The sequence below is a fragment of the Prosthecobacter debontii genome (assembly GCF_900167535.1).
GTDB classification, from domain to species: Bacteria; Verrucomicrobiota; Verrucomicrobiia; order Verrucomicrobiales; family Verrucomicrobiaceae; genus Prosthecobacter; species Prosthecobacter debontii.
In genome coordinates, this window is the sequence record NZ_FUYE01000007.1 from 88155 (window position 1) to 111563 (window position 23409).

Sequence of the window (23409 nt, forward strand, 5' to 3'; positions counted from 1 at the left end):
TCGGCTCGTTATTTAGCGACCGAGCCTTTTATCTTGTCGGATGAATGCGTTGTCGGAGCGCGACCACTCCTAACCGCGATGTTCGAATCTACAATTACGGCCCCACACGGTCATTAGTGAAGCCAGGCCACATCACTCATACCTCAGGCGTATCCAGCATCTGCCATCGGCCCACTTCCAAGGTTCCCAACTGATAGTCCCCAAACTGGCGGCGGTGCAGTTTCTCGACATGCCAGCCCTGACTGGCAAACATCCGCCGGACCTGATGATAACGCCCCTCCATCAGCGTGAGCGATGCGGTATGTGATCCCGTGATGTCGAGCTTGGCGGGCAGACAGGGTCTATCTTCTCCACGAAGCATGACTTCCCCGGAAGCGAACGTCTCAATGAGAGAATCCTCCAACGCGTGATCCACCGTCACTTCATAGATTTTCTTCACCTCGGCCCGGGGCGAGGTGTAACGATGCACGAGAGGGCCGAGATCCGTGATGAGAAGCAGCCCGCTGGTGTCCTTATCCAGCCGACCAATGCTGGTCACCGAAGGCTTACGGTTCATCCACTGTGGAGGCAGCAGCTCATAGATCGTCGGCCCTTCCCCATCGCTGTGGGTGCAGACATAACCCAGAGGCTTATGCAGCATGGCCAGCAAACCATGAGGTGCTTCGAGAGGCTGCCCATCCAAGGTGACTTGATCCGCCTCCACTTTTTGATCCGACTTTTTTAGTACGATGCCATCCAACGCGACACGACCCGCTTTGACGATGTCAGCCACCTGTTTGCGTGAGCCATAACCGAGAGAAGAGAGAAGTTGATCAAGCCGAGGCACCTCACACGCTAGCCACCCGCACCTCGAGTGCAACTCCCGCTCGCTCAGGGATCAAAGCCACTTGCGCTCCTAACGAGACCTTCATTCAAAAGGTCGCAATTCGACTCCGCCGCAGTCTAAGCATTGCGTTGCTCCCGATTGAAACTGGGCTTGGCAATTCGGACAATACGCTGCTGTGCCGGACTCCTGTTGGGGAACGATTTCCAACTCGTGAATCGCTATCCCCTGAGCTTGGAAATACACCTCTAAAGCTTGGCATTGAAGATCGGCCGTGGCACTCGGACGATGCCGGGCGATCTTCCAAAAGTGCCGGGCGAGTTTTTGCCAGGCTTCATCGCCAATCAAAGACCGTGCGGCCAAGGGATGTACCCATCGAGCATGTGTAGGTGGCAGATCTGCTAAGAGATCGGCGGCACGCATGGCATGCTGAGGCAAAAGAGCTATCGCCAGCGCTTTCCAGACCCGATGAGGCACCGCCTTGGCCTGACGGACGAAAAGAGCGGCTTGGCTAATCTGTAGTCCAAGTAACACAGCCGCAGCCCATAAGATCTCGAGGCCGTCACCGAGCCACCGATACAACACGACCATGACCATAAAGGTCCAAACAAAGATCACGCTTCCAAGTCTCTTCAGCCACTTCGTCTGGCGAGAAAGCTGATCGATACCATCGGTGAGTGGAGACTGCTGGAGCGACTCCTGAGCAAGACTCAAAAAGTCGGCTTCCCTTTGCGCTTGGGTTTGCTGTTTCCAAGTAACCAATCGCTGTTGGGCTTCTCGGGCCTGATCCTCGCTCAACCAACGCACGGAACAGCCGGGGGCCAAGATCAGCTTTTTCCCATCAACCCGTGGCTGGAGGCTTTCCCAGTTCACCAGCCGAGGTCGGCGTTCATCTCCATGGACCTCCACCCCAGCTTCGGCTGGGATGAGCTGCCAGGGCAAGGTCAGCCAATGATCTTCCATCGGCGGCACCACGCCGAGCAGCGATGGGCATGCCCCAGCCCATTCAATCGCATGAAAGGGCCGCTGCTGACGCCAACGTTTACCACTGCCAATCAGCACATGGCTTCGGGCAGGCAGCCAGCGCAGGCTCTCAATGAGATAAAGCGCGACAAAGAGAAGCAACAGCGACTGACCGTCTGTCATGATCGAAGGATCCCATCAAATCTGTTCGCGCTTACCGAACAACTTGCCGAACAAGCCTTTGATGGCAGCCCCGACGGCCACAACAACCAGAATAACCGCTTTGCCCATTTTGGCGAAGATACCCCCCAGCTTCGCGAAAAGCCCCATCTTTCCAGCCGCCACCGCAGCACCGCCAGCGACCAAGGCGGTAAGGCCATATTTCGCCACTTTGTCACCTTCACGAAACTCTGCATAGCTATTGCCCGTCAGGTATTGGTAACCGGAGATGATGCTTTGGTAAGGCGTCATGAGCGCTGTCAATTCCTCGGGCGTGCAGACCAGGTCCACTTTCATCACCCCATGGCGACCGAGCAGACGAGTGCTGTAATTAATCGACTCCCCGTTGGCGGAGCCCACACGGATCGCCCACTCCAGGTTCTTGGTCTGGTCATTGAAGCGAGGAGCGACGGCCCAGCCGAGAAGTTGCAGCTCTCCCAGCCCCATTTCACGCCGCCGTTCATTGCCTGCATCTTGGATTTCCCGCAGGGTTGCGAGCATTTCGTCCGCATTCAGTTGGTCCTTCTCGTCATCCTTCACATAACCGGAGTCCTCGAATTCGAAGATGACCCAGGGTCCTTCGCCTTCAGTAGTCAGCATGCCCAGTTCAGTGTCACCCACCAAGTTGCCATACAGCTTCAAAAGCTCGCGAGTGCCGTTACCATCGGTGAAGCGCCAGTCTTTAGGAATCTGCACCTCGGCCATGGAGCCAAGCTGTCCTTTCCCTTCACGCTTCCAGCCGAAGGATTCGATTTTATCCAGGAACGCTTTCCTCTGGGCTTCCTGCTCCTCGGGTGATGGAGCCGATTCCGCTGTCGCGGCGGCTTCTTGCGCTAGGACCGAAGGGATCATCAGGCCCACGAGGAGACCCGCCAATGTGAGAATGCGTAGGTTTGACATAGGACCTCCTAGTTAAGAGAGCGGCGGAGACTACCCTGCAAGAATCAGGGACGTCAAGCCGATAACTTCAAATCCTTGAACTCAGTGAACGACTAAAAGAACGCCACTTCTTGAGGAGTCAGAAAGCGCCACTGACCGGGAGCTAACTCATCTGGCAGGTGCAAGCGGCCAATGCTTTCTCGATGCAAGGTCATGACTCGATTCTGCACCCGATGAAACATGCGTTTCACCTGATGATACCGCCCCTCATGGAGGGTCAATCGCGCCTGTCGCGGTGCTAAAATCTCCAACAGAGCGGGCAAGGTCGTGATGTCTTCGGTGTGAAAATAAAACCCTTTGGCAAAGGCCTCCACAGCTTCGGGGAGGATGTCTTCCGCCGTATCGACAAGGTAGGTCTTGGGCACATGCAGATGCGGCTCCATCAAGCGTTTGGACCAGCGCCCATCATTGGTCAGAAGCACGAGCCCTGTTGTGCTTCGATCCAAACGCCCCGCAATATGCAGCGTCTGTTTATCCGGATCGTCAATGAGATCCAACACGGTCGGATGCACGGGATCCGTCGTCGCACTGAGAATGCCTGCGGGTTTATGCATCATGAGATACAAGGCCCGCTCAGGCTGTTGCATCACGGTGCCATCATTGAGCTCGATGCGAGTGAATCGATCCACCTCACGTTGATTGTCTCGACAGACCTCACCATCCACACACACCCTCCCAGCCGCAATCAGCCGATGCGCAGCTGAGCGTCCCATGGAAGATTGTTTGGCGAGAAAACGGTCCAGTTTCATCACACGTTTGGGATCCCGGACTCTCACCTCCGGCGGATTCGCAGACGCTACGAACTCAACTCTACGACACCGCAAAGCGGCCAGGAAAGAAAAGCCAAGCTACATTTACCCCTGGCAAAGGCTCCCGCGATCCGGGTCAAGAGGACTTGTCTTGATGCCTATTTCAGTTCCTTGATGCGCAGATTGCGGAACTTGTAGGTCGCTCCCTTTTCACCGTGGTGTTGGATGGCGATGACACCACTGGCGTCTTTATCATCTTCCACGTCGGTGGTCACCACACCGTTGACCTCGATCTTCAGCTTATTGCCTTGGCAAGTGATGCGATAGGTGTTCCAGTCATTGCGCTTGAAGGCATCGCCTGCACGAGCACGGAAGGCGGCTTCGCTTTCTTTGTCCCCTTTGATAGGGCTGATGAACCACATGCGACGACCTTCATCATAGAGCCCACCGGACCATTTCCGGTCCGCATTCCCATCCACCTCGGCTTGATAACCAAAGACCTTATTCGGCTGCACATGGGCGCGGAACATGAAGCCGCTATTGGCTTGGCCTTCAGGTAATTTCACTTCGCCTTCAAAGATGAAGTCGGAATAAGTTTTCTCGGTGACGACGAAGAACTTCTTTTCGCCGGTCAGGTGAATCTCGCCGTCCACCACTTCGATGTGACCCCACTGATAAGGATTCTTCCATCCATCCATGGTTTTGCCATCAAACAAAGGCACGAAGCCCTCTTCGGCCGGTGCTTGGGTGAGAGTGAAAACTGAGAGAAGGGCAAGAAGGAGAAACGGCTTTTTCATGGCGGAAGCTCACTATGAGCGGGCAGGCTACCCGTGCCAAGTCTGATCAGATCAGGATATTCCAGTTAGCACTGGTCCATAGCCCCTCCCGTTGTCTGATTCGCCAAGACCAGACCTGAACCAAAGTCAGCTCTAACTGGTAGGAAAACGCTGAATCAAGAACCCTCATGGCTGCGGGGAGCGCGCCAGGGACGAGGATATGAAGGTAACGGCAGTCATTGTATTCTGCATAAAGAACACGATACCCGAATTCTGGAAAATATCAAAATTGTCGCTAATGCCCCCCAAATGCGGGTCTTTTTCGCTGAGGAACCTAACCGACAATGTAACCGCAAAGAGTTCTTCATCAAAACCCCCTATGTTCACCTGCTCCACTAATCGCCGCTTCGGCTTTTCAGCAACCCCACTGGGTGCGCTGAGTTTGGGCTTCCTGTTACTGTTCCCTTGGGTGTCTGCCAAACTTCAGGCGGCTTCCTTACAGTTTCCGCAGCAAGCATTTCTCGTCTCAGGCAACCAGGATCTTGAATCCAACACGATGGCCCTCGGCTTGCCTGTCACTGGGCAAAAGGTGCTTTTTGTTTCAGATCCGGCCGACGACGTCTGGTTCTCGGGCAACAACGTTCGTGGTCGGCTCTACTCGGTTAATGCGAGCAATCAGGTTCTCAGCTCCTACTTTGGCGAAGTGACAAGGTTGGTCAAAGTGGGGGGCCATGTGATTGCCTGCCAATTTTATGTGTATCCAGTCCCAGGTGATCCGGCCGTGCGGAACGTCCCAAGCCAGACGTTGCTAATCAATATCTCCGGCACCTTTACCACCGGCCAGACGATCAAAACGAGCAGTGATCCTGTAGCAGCCTACTTCAATAGCCTGCTGCCCTCCGTAGCCTCCCCCGTAGCCAACCCGGATACCGGCACGGCAGTCGAAGCTGGCGGCCTGAACAATGCGATACCTGGATTCAATGCGACCGGCACTCTGCTGACCAATGACAGTGGGGCAGCAATCGCCTACTCCTTCGATAATAGCGCCGTGCCGCCCGTGTTGGTTGAAACTGTGGGAGGTCTCAAAGTGACTTCGGTGATCAACACGGCAGCAACGACTCTTGCGACCGCGGTGCCTGCCTCCGGCAACGCGAGTGCTTCCGGTTTGTATGGCACGTTGAACGTCAATGCGGCAGGTACTTATACGTATCAAATCAATGACTCTCACGCCGCGGTCCAAGCACTGCGCTTGTCCAGCAACCGCTTGCAAGACGTCTTCACCTACACCATCACCGACGAACGAGGAAAAAAATCCGCCACCTCCCTGACGGTGACGATTCAGGGAGCCAATGACACCCCTGTCGCTGTCGCTGACCACGCTTTTGCCAAAGAGTCTCTGCGCACCGATGCTACCGCTTATGATGGCACTGATCCTCAGGGGTATAAAGCACAAGGCAACGTCCTGCCGAATGATACTGATGTGGATCGCAATGGAGAATCTCTGGCTCTGAGCGGACTGGTCGCTACGGCAACTGGCACCACCAATTCCGCTCCCGTGCTGACATTCTCAGGAACCTCATCCAACGTGAACGTGGGTTATTATGTCTTCCGCTACAACACGAGCACCAGCACCCGTGGAGCCGCACTGGTGACAGCGACCGGAACACAGATCACTGTGGCGACGAAGACGCCGAGCATCACGCTGTCCTCCATGCCTCCAGCGGGAATCGGCAACGGGGAAACTCTGTATTTTGGCCTCAAAGCCGATGGCTCAGGAGCTGGCGGCACAGGTGTGGTCTCTTCGGCTACGGCGACGAGCGGCCCAAACATCGCCTTGGATACGGCGACCTTGACGGGATCCATCGTGCAGGGCATGAGCGTCTCCGGCACAGGTATCACTGCTGGCACGACGGTGACAGGCATGACTTATGATGGAAGCGGCCGGACCAACGGCATCACACTCAGCCAATCTGCCGGCCTTACGAGCACGGCACTGACATTCACGGCCCCCCTGGGCACCACACTGACAGGTCGTTATGGGGATTTAGTTTTGCAGTCCAACGGCAGCTACGTGTACACGCCGTTCAAAAACAATGCTGACATTGCAGCGGGAAGCTCGGTTGTGGATTCCTTCACCTACCGCATGACCGACTTGGAGGCGCAAACCAGTGACGGGGTGCTGCATGTGACGGTCCTGGGTTCGAGCACCCAAGATCCTGATGCAGTAGCTGACACGCTCGCAGCCACCGAGGCCGGAGGCACGGCCAACGGCACGGCGGGAACGAACCCCAGCTCATCTGGCAGTGGTGTACTGGCCAACGATCTTGCCAAAGATGGCGGCACACTGAGCTTGACGGCTGCCAAGTCCGCTCAGACCAGCACGATCTCTACCCTGAGCACCAACAGCGTCACCGCCCCTGGCGGCAGCACTTACGATGTGAAGCTCACCGGTCTGTATGGCGATCTCTATCTCAAGGCCAGTGGCGCCTACCTGTATGTGGTTAACAATACCAGCACGACTGTGGAGGCACTGAAGACGGGCGATAGCCTAACAGACAGTTTCCAATATAAGGTCCGCAACTCCATCGCAGGAATGGAGGACTGGGCCGCCACCAGCGTCGTCATTTCTGGAGCTTATGATGCGCCAGTGGCTGTCGCTGATACCGCAACGGCCAGCGCTAGCGGTGCAACACTTTCCAATCCCTCAGGTCAGGTTCTGTCCAACGATACCGATAAGGATGTGGGCGATACCAAAACCGTCTCCCGTGCCGCTGCTGGTCTCAGTGTGGGGTCTGGCACAAGCGTGTCACCTGGCAGCACTTCCGCCAGCGGCTACGCTGAGTTGACGGGCAGCTATGGCACGTTGCGCATCGGTGCCGATGGCAGCTACAAGTACTTCTTGGATACGACCAATGCCGCCGTGCGTGCCCTGGGCGAGGGTGTGTCTATGCCTTCTCCAGACATCTTTACCTACGAAGCGAAAGATGCAGGCGGACTGACTGCCACGGCAACACTCAGTGTCACCATCACTGGCAGCAACGATGCACCGGTCAATACTTGGCCGGCCTCAGCCACTCTGGAAACGGGCGGGCAGTTGAGCTTCACGGGGGGCCATGCCGTTTCGGTTTCCGATGTCGATGACAATCTGGCCGCCCTACGCCTCCAAGTCTCGAATGGAGTCTTGACGGTGAATGAAACAGGAGCCTCTTTCGATGCTGCAGAGGGAATACTGACGCTGGCAGGAGGCGCCAAAATCTACTACAAATCGTCCGACGATGGCTCGGGTTTTGTCTCTGAAAACGGAACCACGAGCATCACCCTCTACGGCACACAGGCCCAGATCAATGCCGCCCTTGCCTCACTCACTTACACACCGGCCAACGGCTTCGTGGGCAGCGACACCCTGAGCTTGCTTGCGGTCGATGAAGGCGCTCTGCAAGATCTCGATACCGTGAGTTTGTCGGTGTTGGATGTTCCGTCTGTGGCTGACATCGTGGTGAACGAAAGCTCTCCTCATGCCGTTTTTATCGTTCGCGGCACTGCGGGTCAACAGGTTAAACTCTCTCTTCAGGACCTCACGGCGACGAGTTTGGACTACGGTCCAAGCTTGGAATACTGGAATGGAACGAGTTGGCAGAGTTACGTTGCCGACAGCCTGATCACCCTTCCCACCGAAGGTGAATTGGCCGTCCGCACAACCGTTGTCGCCGATACCGAAACCGAAGGAGCTCACAGTTTCCAACTGAAGGTGACTAACCCTTACAATGTGTCTAAGACCGCCCTTGGCACGATCCGAGATGATGGGTTGGGCAGCTACTGGATCGGTGCGGCCCGAACACCCGCCTTGGCCAGCGACCTGACGGCCGCTAACATCTTCCTGGATGACGACCGCCCGCTGACGGTAACGAGCCCGACCGTGAACGAAGCCTCACCCTATGCCGTCTTTAAAGTCGGTGGCATTGAGGGGCAGATGGTGAAGCTGGAGCTGGGTGAAACCGGCGCGAATTACAGCGCCGGTGATGCCCAACTGGGTGTCGATACCGGCACGGCCTTGCAATATTGGGACGGCACAGCGTGGCTTGCTTACACCGCAGGGAGCTATGTAGCGATTCCCAAAGTAGGAGCTGTGTTGGACGATGAAGCAGGTTTCTTGATCGTGCGTGTTGCTGTCAAACCTGACTCCAACAATGAAGGGGCTGAAACCTTCAAGCTAACCGCTATCAATGTGGGTGGTACTCGCAGCAATGGCACATGCACCATCAAGGACGATGGCACAGGCCTTGTCTATCTCGGCAATAAGACGGATGGAAACTCCAGTGTGATCACAGATCCCGGCTATCCCGCCCTTGATAACGACAGCATCGTTGTTGATCCCAGCACAGACATTGTGAAATGGGGCATCGCTGGAGCAACCCCAGCCGCAGGCCTGATGGATACGACCATCATTCCTAACACCTCCACTACCCCAGTCATCTATTCCGGCATGAACAATGGTCGCTTCGACCTACACCTGACGACACAAGGCTTGGCGGGCAATGGTTTAGACTTGAAGGGAGGAGAAGCCACGTGGGGAATCAGTCCGCGCACTTCAACATCAACCATGAAGTTCCGCTTTTATGAGCCAGGGACAACCACACCCTATTCGCTTACCAATATTTACTTCAGCTTTGAAGATGCAGAAATGAATGAAGAATTCTCCAATTTCATTTACTGGGACGCCAACGGTAACCAAGTCTCACTCCCATGGAACAGTGGCACCTTCAGCTACAGTCATCAGCCAATGCTGAAGAATAACAACCTAGCGGTCTGCAATGGTGCAGTCTTGGTAGGCAAGCCTCAAGCGGGCAAATGGATTCGCGTGGACCTGCGCGGCATCGCCGTCACGGGCTTCCAGTTCAGCTACCGCATGGCCAGCTCGACGGCAGGCACGGTGCAGATGACCCACCTCACCGGCCAGGCGGGCAAGTTCGGGTTCGATGTCACGAATGCGAACACCTTCACTCCCCTGACCATCAAAGCCGACTCCAACGACCAGGCTCAGATGCCTGACTATCGCTCTCAGATGACCTGGAATCCTGCGCTCATCGGCGCTGAGGTCTCCCAACTTCCCGCACCAGGCACCCTGATTACTCTGGGCGACCACCCGGTCACCATGACCCTGACGACAGCCGATCAACAAACCGCGACTGTCGGCTTCGTCATGACCGTTCGAGCATCGAAGAAACCCGTTTTGACCGTCACGACCCCAAGCACCCGCGTCACCACCCTGGAAGCCCTCGCTCCCTATGCAGTAACTGGTCAGGTAACCGATCCTGAAGGTGTTGGCATCGACCGAGTCGAAGTCGTTCATAATGGTGTTACCCTCGTGGCCTCTTTAAACGGCACTCCAGGCGATCTCTCGCGCAATTGGTCGCTCGATTTGGTTCCAGTGAACGGGCCGAATACCTTAGACATCAGAGCAATCGACCATGATGGCATCTGTAGCGACACGGTATCCCGAAGCTTTAGCTTCACCCAACGTTACGCCCTTCAGATTGCGACCTCTGGAGAAGCAGGGACTCTCAGCGTCAAGGTGGCCACAGGCGGTGCCTTTAGTCGGCTGAACTCCGCCCCCCCCGTCAGCACTTACACGGTGCGTGCCGGAAGCGTCGTGACCCTCACAGCAACGCCGAAGAGCAATACGGTTTTCAGCCATTGGACCGGCTTGCCTGTGGGAGCGGTGAACTGCGGTAAACAGGTGATTTTAACCATGCCAAACGCAGACATAAATAACCTCGTCGCTCACTTCGTTGTGAATCCATTCGTAGCTCCAATAGGACAAGGGACCGTATTCGCGGGCGTGCTAACACCTGCCGATGTGGCGACCACCCAGATCGCTAGTGTCGGCTATGTGACAGGCACGCTGACTTCCGCAGGTTCCTTCAGCGGACAGATTGTCAATTCGGGTAAAACAGATCGCTTCAGTGCTACCTTTTACGGTAATTGCCAAGCCTTATTTAGTCTGACTCCAGCAACGACGTCTACCCTGAATCTGAGTGATGGTCGCACACTTGAACTGGGCTTCGATGCGGCGAATGGCACCATCATTGCAACCTTGACCCAAGCAGGCAAGATCAGTCGGGCAACGCTTCAACGCGCCGCCTACAGTGCTACCAACAAGGTGTCTTCGAGCCTTCTGAACCGTAAGACACGTGCGGATCTCACCGCCAACAACCAGGGCTACTTCACCGCAGCTCTTCCAGCGATTGATCAGACGCCATCAATGGCTTCTCGAATGTATCCACAAGGCAGTGGCTACGCCATGATCACCCTCCTGGAAACCGGCACCGTCAGCGTTACAGGTGTGCTGGCTGATGGAACGAGTTTCACCTCCTCAACCCTGTTGGTGGTCTCCGATGCAGCTCCGATGTTCGCTCAGCTCAAAACGCCAGGAGCGACCAGCCTGCTCGGCAGCCTGGGTGGACGCCTTGACTTCGCTGTTGCAACCCACAGTGACGTCTCCAGCAGGGGTCTAGTGTGGATCCGGCCCGAAGTGACTCAAACCACGGGTACGACAGCGACAGCTGTGGCGACCCAGCTTTATACAAGCGGTTGGCCAACAGGCATCTCGGTCGGCTTCGCGGGAGCGCTTTACGATTCCGCCTCGATGGTAGCGACTCAGCTCACGCTGTCAGCACCCGATGCCACCAAGGGCAATGCCGAACTCCAGTTCTATGAGGGCAAGTTGGTAACCCCGGTGTGCGTCCGTAATTTCAACGTCGCTGCCAATACAGTGACTAAAATTCCGGCCACCGATAAGACCTACACGCTGAGCGTGAGCCCCACTAACGGGCAATTCTCGGGCACATTCACGCCTAACTGGACTCAACCCTCGACCAAAAAGCCCGCCTTTAAAGGTGTCGTCGTCACGAAAGGCCTAACCGGACCCGCAGGCTATGGGTTCTTCCACAGCAACCGGTCTGCGGATCTGGACCCCGAGTCGGGAGAGGTGACCATCGGTCTGCAAACTCCCTAACCCATAGGACTTCGAAAGCGTCCACTCGCAGTCGCTACTGGACGCTCCTTCCAATAGCTCATGAGTCATGAATGAGGGCATTGCGATTTAAGGTCGCAATGCCCGATTTCATTTTTCCGAACCTGCGATTGAGCGTTTTAAGCTGTCCAAAGATCTTCACCGTAGCTCCAGCCGTCACGGACGGGTTCTTTGATCCAGTTATCGAATTCCGGGGCACCTTTCACTTTCATCGCTTCAGCATCCCATTCGAGAGTTTTGCCAGAGCGGATGGCCAGGACACCGACGTTGACGAGTTCGGTCAAAGGACAGGCGTAGTCGAAGTGGGAACCCGCGTGAGGAATCTCACCGCGAATGGCGTCGAAGAGTTCGCCGATAGGTTCGCCAGCCGCAGATCGAGGCAGGGGTTTACGGCGCAGCACTTCGTAGTGCTCCTTCATGCGCTCCCTGGGCCAGAGCTGCGGACTTTGCACACGCATGCCATCGGAGAAGAGGGTTTCTTTGCTGCCCTTCATGATCATGCCATTGCCAGGCAGACCTTTTTCCATGCCGGGCAGGGCTTCGGGCAAAAGGCCGCCTTCGTACCAGTGAATCTTCACCGCTGGCAGCGAACCACGCGCGGCGAAATGGAAGACGATGTGGGACTTCCCTGCAGTATAGGATTTTAAAACCCCGGGCTCCTGCTCAATGACCTCGACTTTCTCAGGCATGCCGAGTTGGAGTGCCCAGAAGGGAGCATCCAGGCAATGGCATCCGATATCACCCAGACCTCCGCAGCCGTAGTCCCACCAGCCGCGCCAGAACATCGGCATGTATTTGGAACTGAACTCGCGCTCAGCCACAGGGCCCTGCCAGAGATCCCAGGACACTTCCTTCGGCACGGGTTCTCCGGCTGGGACTTCCGTAGGCAACGTCTCCGGGAAACCGACTTTTCCTGCTGGTCGATCTGTCCAGCAATGGACCTCGCGCACCTCACCGAGCACCCCGGCTTCGAACCATTCTTTCACGAGGCGGATGCCTTCCCAGCAGTGACCTTGGTTGCCCATCACCGTCTGCACGCCGTATTTCTTCGCTGCTTTTTGAAGAGTGCGCACCTGCCAGATGTTATGCGCCAGCGGCTTTTGGACAAAGATGTGTTTACCCGCCTGCATCGCTGCCATGGCCACCGCAAAGTGCGTGTGATCGGGCGTCGAAATGAGCACAGCATCGATGTCCTTGCCCTTTTTATCCAGCATTTCTCGGAAGTCGGTAAAACGTGGGACCTTGGGTTGCTTCTCTGCGATGGCGATCGCCGAGCGATCACTGAGCTTACGCCAGTCCACATCACAAAACGCGACGATTTCTTCATCGCTGGAAGCCTGCACGGCCCCCGCCCCCATCTGCCCGATGCCGACGCAGGCGACCCGAATCTTCTGTTTGGAGTTTTGAGCGCGTAGGATATTGGGGCCCGCAAAAGCGCTGAGTGCGGCGGTTTTCAGGAAATGACGGCGTTGGAGGGAAGTCATGGGCAAAGGAACGAGTGAGATGCGGGTTCCTTGCTTAGCGATATGCACATTTACTGGCAAGCTCTAGGCGAGTGCATCGTTCTAGCGGCTCTCGGTCATTCCCATGAAAGCTGCTTTTGCTGTCCTCCTCCTTGGTGCCTCTTTTTTTCAAGCTCAGGCTGCCGAACTCAAACCTCTTCTGGCGCAACCGGATCAGGTCGTCCTCAAGGATGATTTCTCCAAACCCGGTCCTTTCAACAAAAAGCAGTGGGGTGCTCGGCAAGGCACGCGCTGGGTGATTGAAGACGGCGTGCTTCGCGGAAGGCCTTCCACCCCAGAGTATCAAGCCAAGAAGAAGGATCACAAAGGGTATGAACCACGGATCAGCTCTCCCGTGACCCCAGCGCAATTCATCGCGCAGTTTTCCATTCGGTTCAGCGAGGGCAGCCCCACCGCCATCGTTCCTTTTGTCGAGTTCGGCCATCATGTCTGCCGCCTGCGCTTCAGTGAGGAGGGCGTGGAAATCGTCGCCGAGGGTGAATCCGTCAAAGTGGCGGAAAGCCACGAGCTGAAATTCGAACCCGGCCGTTGGTATCACGCCTTAGCCGAGATGAAGGGTGAGGAGTTCGTCATCCAATTCGTCGAGGGCCCGACTTTGTATGCAAAACATCCCTGCTTTGCCAAACCGGCCCCCAGTGGTGGCAATGGCCTGGGGGTCGCTGGCACGAACGATGGCAAGGTCGAGTTGGATAACGTGACCCTCTGGAGCATCCAGGCTGAAGCTCAGACCGGATGGGAAACCAAACGTCAGACGTTCCCTGCCTATACGCCCGTGCCCCTTGCGAAAAAGAAGGCCAAGTAATCGAATCTCCACCTTTCACCCCCGGTCATGAAACTCCTCCGTCTTTCCCTAACCCTGGGCTGCTTAGCCCTCAGTCTCAGCTCTCTGCGCGCCGATGAGCCCAACCCCCCGGTGACTCACATCTGTGAGCCCGTTTCACCCGTCGTCTCGACCGCTTTCAATCAGCCTACGGGCCCGACCCGAAAAGGGGATGTCAATGGCTGGCAGGCGGGCATTGGGGAATGGACCGTCAAAGACGGCTCCCTGTATGGAGATGAACTGCCGGAAAACCATCATCCCTCGTCCCTGACCTATCGCGTGGAGGAGACGGACATGATCATCACCGCTCAGTTTAAGCTGGGCACGGCCGAGCATGTCGCCTTTGGCTGCCGGGATACCATCGCGCCTAACCTCCATCTGGGGCGCACTTTCATCAGTAAAAATGCCATTTGGGTGCAGCGGATGTCGGGGATCTCAAAGACCACGAAAGCCGTGAAACTTCAGGAACTCAAAACCCCGGTGGACCCGGAGGCCTGGCACGACCTGACAATCGAGATCTGTGGCGACCACTACCGGGCCCAGGTGGACGGGTACGTGGTGGAGGCCCATCATGAGAGGTTTAAGGATGCCAAGGGCCTTGTGGCGTTGATCGTGAAGGGCCAGGGGGCGCAATTCAAAAACGTCTCGATCTGGAAAGCTAAACCGAAGGCTTGAGGGGCTCTCCGAAGGCTCTATTCAGGAGTCTAACCAATAGGAATTTACCTCTCACGGCCCGATTTCTGCATCAGGCGGGCGATAGATGACGTTGCTTTCGACGTTATCCGCAGCACCCCCTCTATGCGTTTCCCTCTGCTCTCCGGAGCTTTTCTTTCGGCGACCTGCCTGTCGGTCACTGCCTGGTCCTCTGTCTCAGCGGAGTTACCGGCAGAGCTATCGGCATTTCTCGATCAGCACTGCCTGGAGTGTCATGATGCCGATGTGACGAAGGGTGGGCTGGACCTCACGGCTCTGAAATTTGAGTTGAATCAGAGGGCTAATTTCAGCCAATGGCAGCGGGTCTTTGAACGAGTCCGGGATGGGGAAATGCCGCCGAAGAAGCAAACTCAGCCGGAGAAACCTGAGCTGGCGAAATTCATCGCTGGGCTGGGCCAGCCACTGCTGAAGGCAGACACGGACGACATCGCCACCGTCGGCCGCGTGCGCAGCCGTAAGCTGACACGCACGGAGTATGAGCACACGCTGCATGATCTACTCGGGATCGATATCCCGGTGAAGGCCTTGCTGCCGGAGGATCGGGCCTCGCATGGCTTTGAAACCGTGGCGGAGGGGCAGCAGCTCTCCCATCATCAGTTGGCCCGTTATCTGGATGTCGCGGACTTGGCGCTCAGTGAGGCTTTCAAGCGAGCCCTGGAGGGCGACGTTGTTTTTGAGCGTCACTGCACACCGGCAGACTTAGCCATGTTCACCCGCGGTAACTACCGTGGTCCCGATCTCAAAGAAGGGCGCAGCCTCTCCTGGCCGATCACGCTCCAGTTTTTTGGCCGTATGAAGGCCACCGAGGTACCCGAGGATGGCTGGTATCGCATCACCCTACGGGATGTTCAGGCCGTCAATCCTGGGCCTACAGGGGCCGTCTGGGGCACACTGAGGTCAGGTATCTGTTACTCGAATGCGCCCATGCTGTACATGATCGGGCTGGTGGAGGCGACCTCCACGCCGCGTGATCTGGTTTATGAGGCCTGGATTCAAAAAGACCACATGCTGGAGCTGAAACCGAATGATGCGACGCTGAAACGTGCGGCGACAGGAGCCAACGGTGGCAATGTCTCCTTCAAGGGTCGGGACCTCGCCAAAGATGGCTTTTCCGGCATCTCGAACCGAGGTATCGATCTCCAACGCATCTATCCGAATGGCGACAACGACTTGGTGAAACGCTCCTTGTTTGGAGAAACCGATCTCCAAAAAGCCGGGAAAGGTGACCAAGCCATTAAAGCCCTGGATCGCCTCGTGGCCCGGTTTGCCCGGCGGGCTTTTCGGCGCCCTGTAACGGCTGAACAAACCGCGCCTTACCAAGAGATCGGTCGCAAGGTTTTAGCGGAAGAGAGCTCTCTCGCCGAGGGCCTGAAAGCCAGCTATCGCGCCATCCTCTGCTCACCTCGATTCTTGACCTTTGTCGAAGCTCCAGGGGAGCTGGATGATCACGCCATCGCCTCCCGTCTGAGCTATGCTCTGTGGGTCAGCATGCCTGATGCAGAACTGCTCAAGCTAGCCGATCAAGGCAAACTTAAACAGCCGGAGGTGCTCTCCGCTCAGGTCACCCGTTTGCTCGCGGATGCCAAGAGCCAGCGCTTCATCGAAAGCTTCAGCGACCAGTGGCTACGACTGAAGGAGATCGACTTCACCAGCCCGGATACCCGGCAGTTTCCCACCTTCGACCCCGTGGTTCAGGAGTCCATGCTTCAGGAGACGCGTACTTATCTGAGTGAGCTCATTCACCAGAACTTGGATGTGACCCACCTCGTGGATTCGGACTTTGCCTTCCTCAACGGCAGGTTGGCACGGCACTATCTCGGGGATCTACCGCCCAACAAAAAGGCCGAGCTCAAATCCCCCAAAACCAAGAATAAGGACAAGGAGAAGAAGCAAGCCAAGATCGCGCAGAAGGATGCGACAGGGGTGGAATGGGATGATCTCATGACATCTCCCCTCAAGGTCGGCGAAGGTTTGCAGAAAGTGTCTCTCAATCCGCAGTCCATGCGTGGAGGCCTGCTGGCCCAGGGAGCCCTGCTGAAAGTCACCTCGGATGGCACAAGCACCTCACCCGTGCTGCGGGGTGTCTTTGTCAATGAACGCATCCTAGGCACCCATATCCCGCCGCCGCCGCCCGGTGTGCCAGCCATTGAGCCGGACATCCGTGGAGCCACCTCCATCCGCGAACGGCTGGAAAAACATCGCAGCAATGAATCCTGCATGTCCTGCCACACGCTGATCGACCCTCCAGGGTTTGCCCTGGAGAGCTTTGACCCTGTCGGCGGCTGGCGCACTCGCTATGGCAAGGGCAAAGGCGCTGAGGTGAACCCCTCTGGAGCCACGCCCGATGGGGCCGTCTTTGCGGATTTCGAGGCCTGGAAGCAGGTTTACAGACAACGGGCCGATCAGTTGGCCCGAGGTTTCGCCCAACAATTTTTGACCTATGCTACCGGTGCCGCCATGCGTTTCAGTGATGCTGCTGCCCTAGACACCGTCGTCACGCGTTCCCGCGCAGACGGGCATGGTCTGCGCTCAATCCTCCAGGCTGCGGTGCAGAGCCCCGTCTTTCTTCACAAATAAGCCCCCCTGAATATGAAAAGCGTTCACTTCAACTTTCAGCGTCACCTTTCCCGTCGAGCGCTCTTGCGGGGGGCTGGAATTAGCCTCGGCCTGCCTCTTCTGGATGCCATGACGCCGGCTTTTGCCGCAGTGCAGGAGAGCCGCACGGCCAAACGTTTCGTGGGAGTCAGCATGGCTTTGGGGCTGCACAATCCCAATCTCGTGCCGGAGACCGCAGGGCGGGACTACAAACCCTCACGCTACCTCACCAGCCTCCAAGATCTGCGCGGTGATTTCACCGTGGTTTCCGGTTCTTCTCACCCCGGTGTGACTGGAGGGCATACGGCGGAGGGTAGCATCTTTTCGGCCTGCCCCAATCAACGCGGTGCCACCTCTCGCAACACGATCTCCTTGGACCAGCTCATGGCCAAACATCTGGGGCATGAAACACGTTTCCCATCTCTGGTGCTGAACACCAACAGCCAGACGAGCCCCTCTTACACGGAAAATGGCTCCATGATCCCGGCGGAAAACAGCGCCATGCGCCTGTTCACCCGCTTGTTCGTCAATGATTCTCCGGCAGAGCAGGACCGCCAGGCTGAACTGATCCGCCGTGGACGCAGCGTCATGGATGTCGTCGGCATCGAAGCCAAGAGCCTCCAGCGGGAACTGGGCGCCGCGGATCGTGACAAGCTGGATGCTTGGTTCACCAGCATTCGTGAGCTTGAACAGCGCTTGGTGGCCAATGAGGAATGGATTCACCGGCCCAAGCCGAAGGTGGCGATGCAACCACCCACCAACATCCCGCGTGACAACGAGGTGGCCGTGGATGGCATCTTTCTCGACATCGTCCACATGGCGCTGGCCACGGATTCGACTCGTTTTGTGACTCTCCACATCACTGGCAATTCCGTGCAAGGCATTGAGGGCGTGGATGAAAGTTATCACAACCTCAGTCACCATGGCATGGACGATGAAAAACTCGCTCAGTTGGCCATCGTCGAGCAAGGCGTGATCAATCAATGGGGAGGCTTCCTACGCAAGCTGAAGGCGGACAAGATGCTGGATGAAACAATGGTCATCCTGACCTCGAACCTGGGTAACGCCTCCTCCCATGATAACAAAAACATGCCGATGCTCTTCGCCGGTGGTGGCTTTAAACACGGGCAGCATCTCGCCTTCGACCAAAAGGATAACTACCCGCTGCCCAACCTCTACCTCAGCACGCTTCAGCGTCTCGGGCTCGAAGAGGAGAGGTTTGCCACCAGCACCTCCACCATGACGGGGTTGGAGGTGGCTTAAAGCCCATTCTCGCACTTGTGTGGCTGCTCAGGTCGCATCATAGCTTGCGAGGAAATGCATTATTTCATCACTGGAACGGACACCGACGCAGGCAAGACCTACGTCACTTGCTTGCTCGTCGAGGCCTTGAGACGGGCGGGTCATGCCGCCGTGGGCTATAAACCTTTCGCTTGTGGAGATCGCATCGACGCCCACGCCCTCCGCCAAGCCAGTGAGGACGCGCTGACGCTGGAAGAAATCAATCCCGTGTATCTCAAGGTGCCTGCATCCCCCTATGCAGCCGCTCTGCTGGAAAACAAAACCGTGGATGTCGAGACCGCTCGACAGGGATTTTACTCCCTCGCCGCCCGTTTTTCCCATGTTCTGGTGGAGGGGGCCGGGGGCTGGGAAGTGCCTCTGGAGGGCAAGCGAACGATGGCCGACTTTGCCGCAGATCTGGGTCTGCCCGTCATCTTGGTGGTCAATAACCGCCTGGGCTGCCTGAATCACACGCTGCTGACCGTGAAAAACATCCAGGCCCGTGGGCTGACTTGTGCGGGAATCATCCTGAATCATGCTCAGGACGAGCGGGATCTCGCCAGCATCTCCAACCGCATGATCTTAGATAATTTTCTCAACATTCCTGTCCTCTCGGAGGTCATGCATGCGGAGTCACAAATGGATTGGCCAGCAGATTTACCCCTATAAAGATTGTCACATGTGAACTAATTTGGTGTAAGTACTGATGGACACCTGCTGAAAAGCTTGATTTCCACGCAGCGGTCCCGATGATGCCACCTCTTATTCCCATCGCTCAACCTCGATGAAATTTGCCATTTTCGGAGACATCCACGCTAACTTGGAGGCCCTGCAGACTGTTCTGTGGGACGCCCAAGAGCAGGGCTGTGCCAATTACGTTTGCCTCGGTGACATCGTTGGTTATGCCGCGAATCCGGTGGAATGCCTGGAAACCGTGCGCCAGATGGGATGCCCTGTCGTCCGCGGCAACCACGATGAAGGCGCTGCGAGTGACAGCACGCTGGATGAGCTGAATCCCCTGGCTCAGGCCGCTCTCCTCTGGACCCGCCAACAGCTCAACGATGATCAGCGCCAGTGGCTGCGTGAATTGAAGCTGGTCCGTCAGGTGCGGGACTTTACCATCGTTCACTCCACACTCGATTCACCCGGTGCCTGGGGATATGTGACCAATCGCTTCGATGCGATGGCCAGCTTCAGCTACCAGTTTACTCAAGTTTGCTTCTATGGACACACCCATGTGCCACGCATCTTTGAAAAGGACGATTCCGTCCGTGCTGCCCGTGGCAACGATGTGACTCTTCAGCGCGGCGTGAAGTACTTCGTCAACGTAGGCAGCGTCGGTCAGCCCCGCGACGGAGACTGGCGTGCTGCCTATGCCATCTACGATGTGCAGGCGCAGACGATTTCCATCCGCCGTCTGGAATATGACATCCAGACCGCCCAGGATAAGATCCGGGCTGCCGGATTGCCCTCCCTCCTTGCCGAGCGTTTGGCTCTGGGTAAATGATGAGCATGCAGGGTTTACCATCGCTGGCGGACTTTCGTTCCGCCATGATTGTGAAACCTAGTTCGCTTGGTGATATCGTCCACACTCTGCCTGCGGTCTGGGCCATCAAGCAAGCGTTCCCAGATCTCAAGCTGCGCTGGCTCGCCAATACGGAGTGGACCCCACTGCTTCATGGGGCGCCTCTTCTGGAGGAAGTCATTTCATTCCCCCGCAAGCAATGCCGTGGGCTCGGAGGCCCCCTAGTGATGCGACGCTGGGCCAAGGGCTGGCGGCGTTTACCTCGTGAAGAGCCGGAGATCGTTTTGGATTTCCAGGGCCTGCTCCGCAGCGGCTATCTTTCACGCAGCCGGGGATCGCGTCCCGTCATTGGGCTATCAGATTCACGGGAAGGAGCCCGCTGGTTTCACGATCACATCGTGCCCGTCGATGCAGGAGCCCATGCAGTCGATCGTTACTTAGCCATTCCTCGTGCTTTTGGCATCTCGGTGAATCCAGAACATTTGGTTTTTCCCCTGGCGCAGGGGCACAAGCCAGAAGGTTGGCCAGAGCGCGATGACCTCATCATCGTCCACCCATGGTCACGTGGCGAAGGCAAGTCTTTGAGCCCTCAGATGTTAGAAGTTCTCTGTGCCGCGTTAGCCCCCCTGCCTGTCATTTTAGTCGGCATGCCCAATGGAGCCCCCATTCCTCAGGGACCCAACGTGACGGATTTCAGCGGCCGCACGAGTTTGGCCGAGTTGGTTTGGGTGCTTCGGCAGGCACGATTTGTAGCGAGCGTGGACAGCGGCCCCATGCACATCGCGGCAGCCGTCAATGATCACACCCTGGGCATTCACACCTGGAGTGACCCCCGCAAAGTCGGTCCTTACAATCCCCGCGCCTGGGTTTGGAAAGCGGGACGGATAGCGCCTCGCACGGGATTCCAACCGCAGGAGTGCGTGTCTGAACAGGTCCCCGAAGCCGCAGATATGCAGCAGATGGCTGCCTTTATCCGGAACTTCGGAGAGAAGCATTGACAACGTTCGTGCGGATTTCTAAACTTGTCTCGTTATTCAACTGCACCCGGGACGTGGAGGTTATCACTCAATGAGGAACGACGAATTTGAAGAGCCAAGGCGTGGCAGCCCTGCGCTACACTCCGAGAAGATCATGACGGACAGGAAAATTTTCTTCCTGGATCTCAAAGAGAATGAGCGTGGTCGTGTGATCAAAATCACCGAAGACGTGCGCGGCCGCCGAGACACCATCATGCTTCCTCTGGAAGCGGCCGATGAGTTTCTGGATGCCCTCCAGCGTATCCTGGAAGTGGAGCGCGATCTGCAATAGCTCCGCAGCACAACCTTGCCTCGCATCTTCCTTCCCTCTCCATGACCGAGGAAGAAATCTTTCATGCGGTCTTGGAGCAAGATGACCCGCAGGAAAGACGGCGTATCCTGGAAGAACACGCATCCCAAGACCCGGTTCTGCATCGGCGTGTCGAGGCTCTTTTAGCCTCGCTGGAGGCTGATTTCATGCATGTGCACCTTCAGCCTCCTACGGAAGTCCTTGCGAATCCCCCTGCCGAACCCGAAAACCGCGAGATCGGTCCTTATAAGCTTCTACAGCAGATCGGTGAGGGTGGTTTCGGCATCGTCTGGATGGCGGAGCAAACCCAGCCGGTTCAGCGCAAAGTCGCGCTCAAGATCATCAAGGCGGGCATGGACAGCAAAGAGGTGATCGCCCGCTTCGAGCAGGAGCGGCAGGCGCTCGCGCTCATGGATCATCCGAATATCGCCCGAGTTTTGGATGCCGGCACCACCACAGCAGGCAAGCCGTTCTTCGTCATGGAACTCGTGCGCGGTGTGCCTATCACGCGCTTTGCAGATGAACACCTGCTGACCCCGCAAGATCGCCTGAGCCTTTTCATCAAGGTCTGCCGCGCCGTGCAGCACGCGCACATGAAGGGGGTCATCCACCGGGACCTCAAACCCTCCAATATTCTGGTGACTCTGCATGATGGCGTGCCAGTGCCTAAGGTCATCGACTTTGGCGTGGCCAAAGCCATGCAGCGGCGGCTGACGGACAAGACCCTATTCACTCACTTTGAGCAGATGGTGGGCACTCCCCTCTACATGGCACCCGAGCAAGCCGAGTTGAGTGGGCTGGATATCGATACCCGCTGTGACATCTATGCCCTGGGGGTGTTGCTTTACGAGTTGCTAACCGGCCATACCCCCTTCAGCCAGGAGGAGCTGATGCGTGCAGGGTTCGATGAAATGCGCCGCCTCATCCGCGAGCGTGAGCCCAAGAAACCCTCCACACTTCTGAAAACCCTGGCGGCCGCCACGGTCAGCACCGTGGCCGGACATCGGCAGAGTGAACCTCCCAAGCTCATCGGCTTGCTGCGTGGCGATCTCGATTGGATCGTCATGAAGGCCATGGAAAAAGACCGCCGCCGCCGCTATGAAACGGCCAGCGCCTTAGCCGACGATCTCCAACGACACTTGGATCATGAACCCGTCCTGGCTCGTCCGCCCAGCACGGCATACCGGCTGCAAAAACTGCTGCAAAAGAATCGCGCAGCTTTCATCACCATCACCTTGGTCGCACTCTCTCTCCTTGCCGGGCTGGCCGTTTCCACGACTCTTTATGTTAGGCTGCGGGTGGAAAAAGCCCAACGCACCGTCGAAGCTGCTCAGTTTGCCATCATGAGCGGTGAAGATGAGTGGATCACTGCCGCCATTCGTGAATGCGGTTCCGCCGGTGTGCCTCAAACGTTCATCGGCCTTCTCCTGGCCGAACAACATTTGATACAAGGCCGCGTGGAAGAAGCCATCTCCACGCTGGAAGATCTGGTTCACGAAGCCCCGAAAAGCATTCCTGCCCGTGCCCTCTTGGCGACAGCGCATGATCTGGTGGACGATAAACGTGGTTACACCCGCGTCATGGCTTCTCTGGCCGAAGCCCAGCCCAAAGAGCGTGAGGACTATCTCATCCTAGGCCACGCTCTCAGCCATAGTGAAGATGCCCGCGAACGCCAACGCGGAGTGGATTATATGGTCCATGCCATCCAAAAAATGCGCGACTCGCCCATGGCTCGAGTACTTTTGGCCGAAGCCCGCACCCGCCAAGCTGTTCATGCTCATAGCCTCGAAGAGATTCAGGAAGCCATTGCCGACATCAACGCCGCTCGCGGATGGCAGCGGCACGGCATCGCCGTCCTCGCCATCAGCGCCTGGGCCCACGCGGTCGGCGCTCAGATCGCCCAAGAAAAGAGTCAGCCAGCACTAAGTCAGCAATACCTCGCCATTTCCCAAACCGATGGAGAGCAACTCGCGACCTTCACCAGCTATTATGCCGAGAAATACTTGAAGCTCCAGAAGGCGATCTTTTCGGAGATGGGTAAACCTTGACTTGATTCTATCGAACCTCCGACGAGCCCCATGTTTTTGACTTCGCAGACGTAATCAGCAAGTCATGAACCCACT

16 protein-coding genes are annotated in these 23409 nt (G+C 56.8%); 10 read left to right on the top strand and 6 right to left on the bottom strand.

The features are described from left to right. Positions 1-136: 136 nt before the first annotated feature. The 5 genes from B5D61_RS11860 to B5D61_RS11880 all read right to left on the bottom strand — a co-directional run bounded on the left by B5D61_RS11860 (position 137) and on the right by B5D61_RS11880 (position 4490). Positions 137-826 carry a pseudouridine synthase gene (locus B5D61_RS11860; protein WP_078813610.1) on the bottom strand — a complete coding sequence of 230 codons (690 nt, stop codon included), beginning with the start codon at positions 824-826 and terminating at the stop codon, positions 137-139. An 81-nt stretch (positions 827-907) separates the two neighbouring features. Further along, the gene (locus B5D61_RS11865) at positions 908-1969 is read right to left on the bottom strand and encodes a hypothetical protein (RefSeq protein WP_078813611.1); all 1062 of its coding nucleotides are present in this window, start codon (positions 1967-1969) and stop codon (positions 908-910) included. 15 nt (positions 1970-1984) lie between these two features. Next, positions 1985-2905: a DUF2167 domain-containing protein gene (locus tag B5D61_RS11870; RefSeq protein WP_078813612.1), complete on the bottom strand. Its 921-nt coding sequence runs from the start codon at positions 2903-2905 to the stop codon at positions 1985-1987. Positions 2906-2997: 92 nt separating this feature from the next. Next, entirely contained in the window at positions 2998-3693 is a 696-nt protein-coding gene (locus B5D61_RS11875; RefSeq protein ID WP_078813613.1) for a pseudouridine synthase, read from the bottom strand. Positions 3694-3851: 158 nt separating this feature from the next. Beyond that, on the bottom strand, positions 3852-4490 hold the full coding sequence (locus B5D61_RS11880; protein ID WP_078813614.1) for a 3-keto-disaccharide hydrolase: 639 nt from the start codon (positions 4488-4490) through the stop codon (positions 3852-3854). Positions 4491-4848: 358 nt separating this feature from the next. On the opposite strand from B5D61_RS11880, the gene B5D61_RS11885 reads away from it, so the two are divergent. After that, complete coding sequence (locus B5D61_RS11885; RefSeq protein ID WP_176159381.1) at positions 4849-11484, top strand: beta strand repeat-containing protein; 6636 nt, start codon at positions 4849-4851, stop codon at positions 11482-11484. Positions 11485-11621: 137 nt separating this feature from the next. Here the strand turns inward: B5D61_RS11885 and B5D61_RS11890 are convergent, their stop codons facing one another. After that, on the bottom strand, positions 11622-12986 hold the full coding sequence (locus B5D61_RS11890; RefSeq protein ID WP_078813616.1) for a Gfo/Idh/MocA family protein: 1365 nt from the start codon (positions 12984-12986) through the stop codon (positions 11622-11624). A gap of 103 nt (positions 12987-13089) precedes the next feature. On the opposite strand from B5D61_RS11890, the gene B5D61_RS11895 reads away from it, so the two are divergent. The 9 genes from B5D61_RS11895 to B5D61_RS11935 all read left to right on the top strand — a co-directional run bounded on the left by B5D61_RS11895 (position 13090) and on the right by B5D61_RS11935 (position 23334). Continuing rightward, positions 13090-13827, top strand: a complete 738-nt coding sequence (locus B5D61_RS11895) for a hypothetical protein (RefSeq protein WP_078813617.1) — start codon at positions 13090-13092, stop codon at positions 13825-13827. 27 nt (positions 13828-13854) lie between these two features. Next, positions 13855-14520, top strand: a complete 666-nt coding sequence (locus B5D61_RS11900) for a 3-keto-alpha-glucoside-1,2-lyase-like domain-containing protein (RefSeq protein WP_078813618.1) — start codon at positions 13855-13857, stop codon at positions 14518-14520. Between the two features lie 123 nt (positions 14521-14643). After that, positions 14644-17136, top strand: a complete 2493-nt coding sequence (locus tag B5D61_RS11905) for a DUF1592 domain-containing protein (protein WP_078813619.1) — start codon at positions 14644-14646, stop codon at positions 17134-17136. A gap of 12 nt (positions 17137-17148) precedes the next feature. Next, complete coding sequence (locus tag B5D61_RS11910) at positions 17149-18417, top strand: DUF1552 domain-containing protein (protein ID WP_078813620.1); 1269 nt, start codon at positions 17149-17151, stop codon at positions 18415-18417. 54 nt (positions 18418-18471) lie between these two features. Then, entirely contained in the window at positions 18472-19104 is a 633-nt protein-coding gene (gene bioD, locus B5D61_RS11915) for a dethiobiotin synthase (RefSeq protein ID WP_078813621.1), read from the top strand. A 115-nt stretch (positions 19105-19219) separates the two neighbouring features. Further along, positions 19220-19942 (top strand): metallophosphoesterase family protein, encoded by a 723-nt coding sequence (locus B5D61_RS11920; RefSeq protein WP_078813622.1) that lies wholly within the window; start codon positions 19220-19222, stop codon positions 19940-19942. A 44-nt stretch (positions 19943-19986) separates the two neighbouring features. Next, on the top strand, positions 19987-20958 hold the full coding sequence (locus B5D61_RS11925; RefSeq protein ID WP_176159382.1) for a glycosyltransferase family 9 protein: 972 nt from the start codon (positions 19987-19989) through the stop codon (positions 20956-20958). A gap of 70 nt (positions 20959-21028) precedes the next feature. Continuing rightward, positions 21029-21268 (top strand): DNA-binding protein, encoded by a 240-nt coding sequence (locus tag B5D61_RS11930; RefSeq protein WP_078813624.1) that lies wholly within the window; start codon positions 21029-21031, stop codon positions 21266-21268. 41 nt (positions 21269-21309) lie between these two features. Further along, a complete protein-coding gene (locus tag B5D61_RS11935) occupies positions 21310-23334 on the top strand; it encodes a serine/threonine protein kinase (RefSeq protein ID WP_078813625.1) in 2025 nt (674 codons plus the stop codon). Positions 23335-23409: the final 75 nt, after the last annotated feature.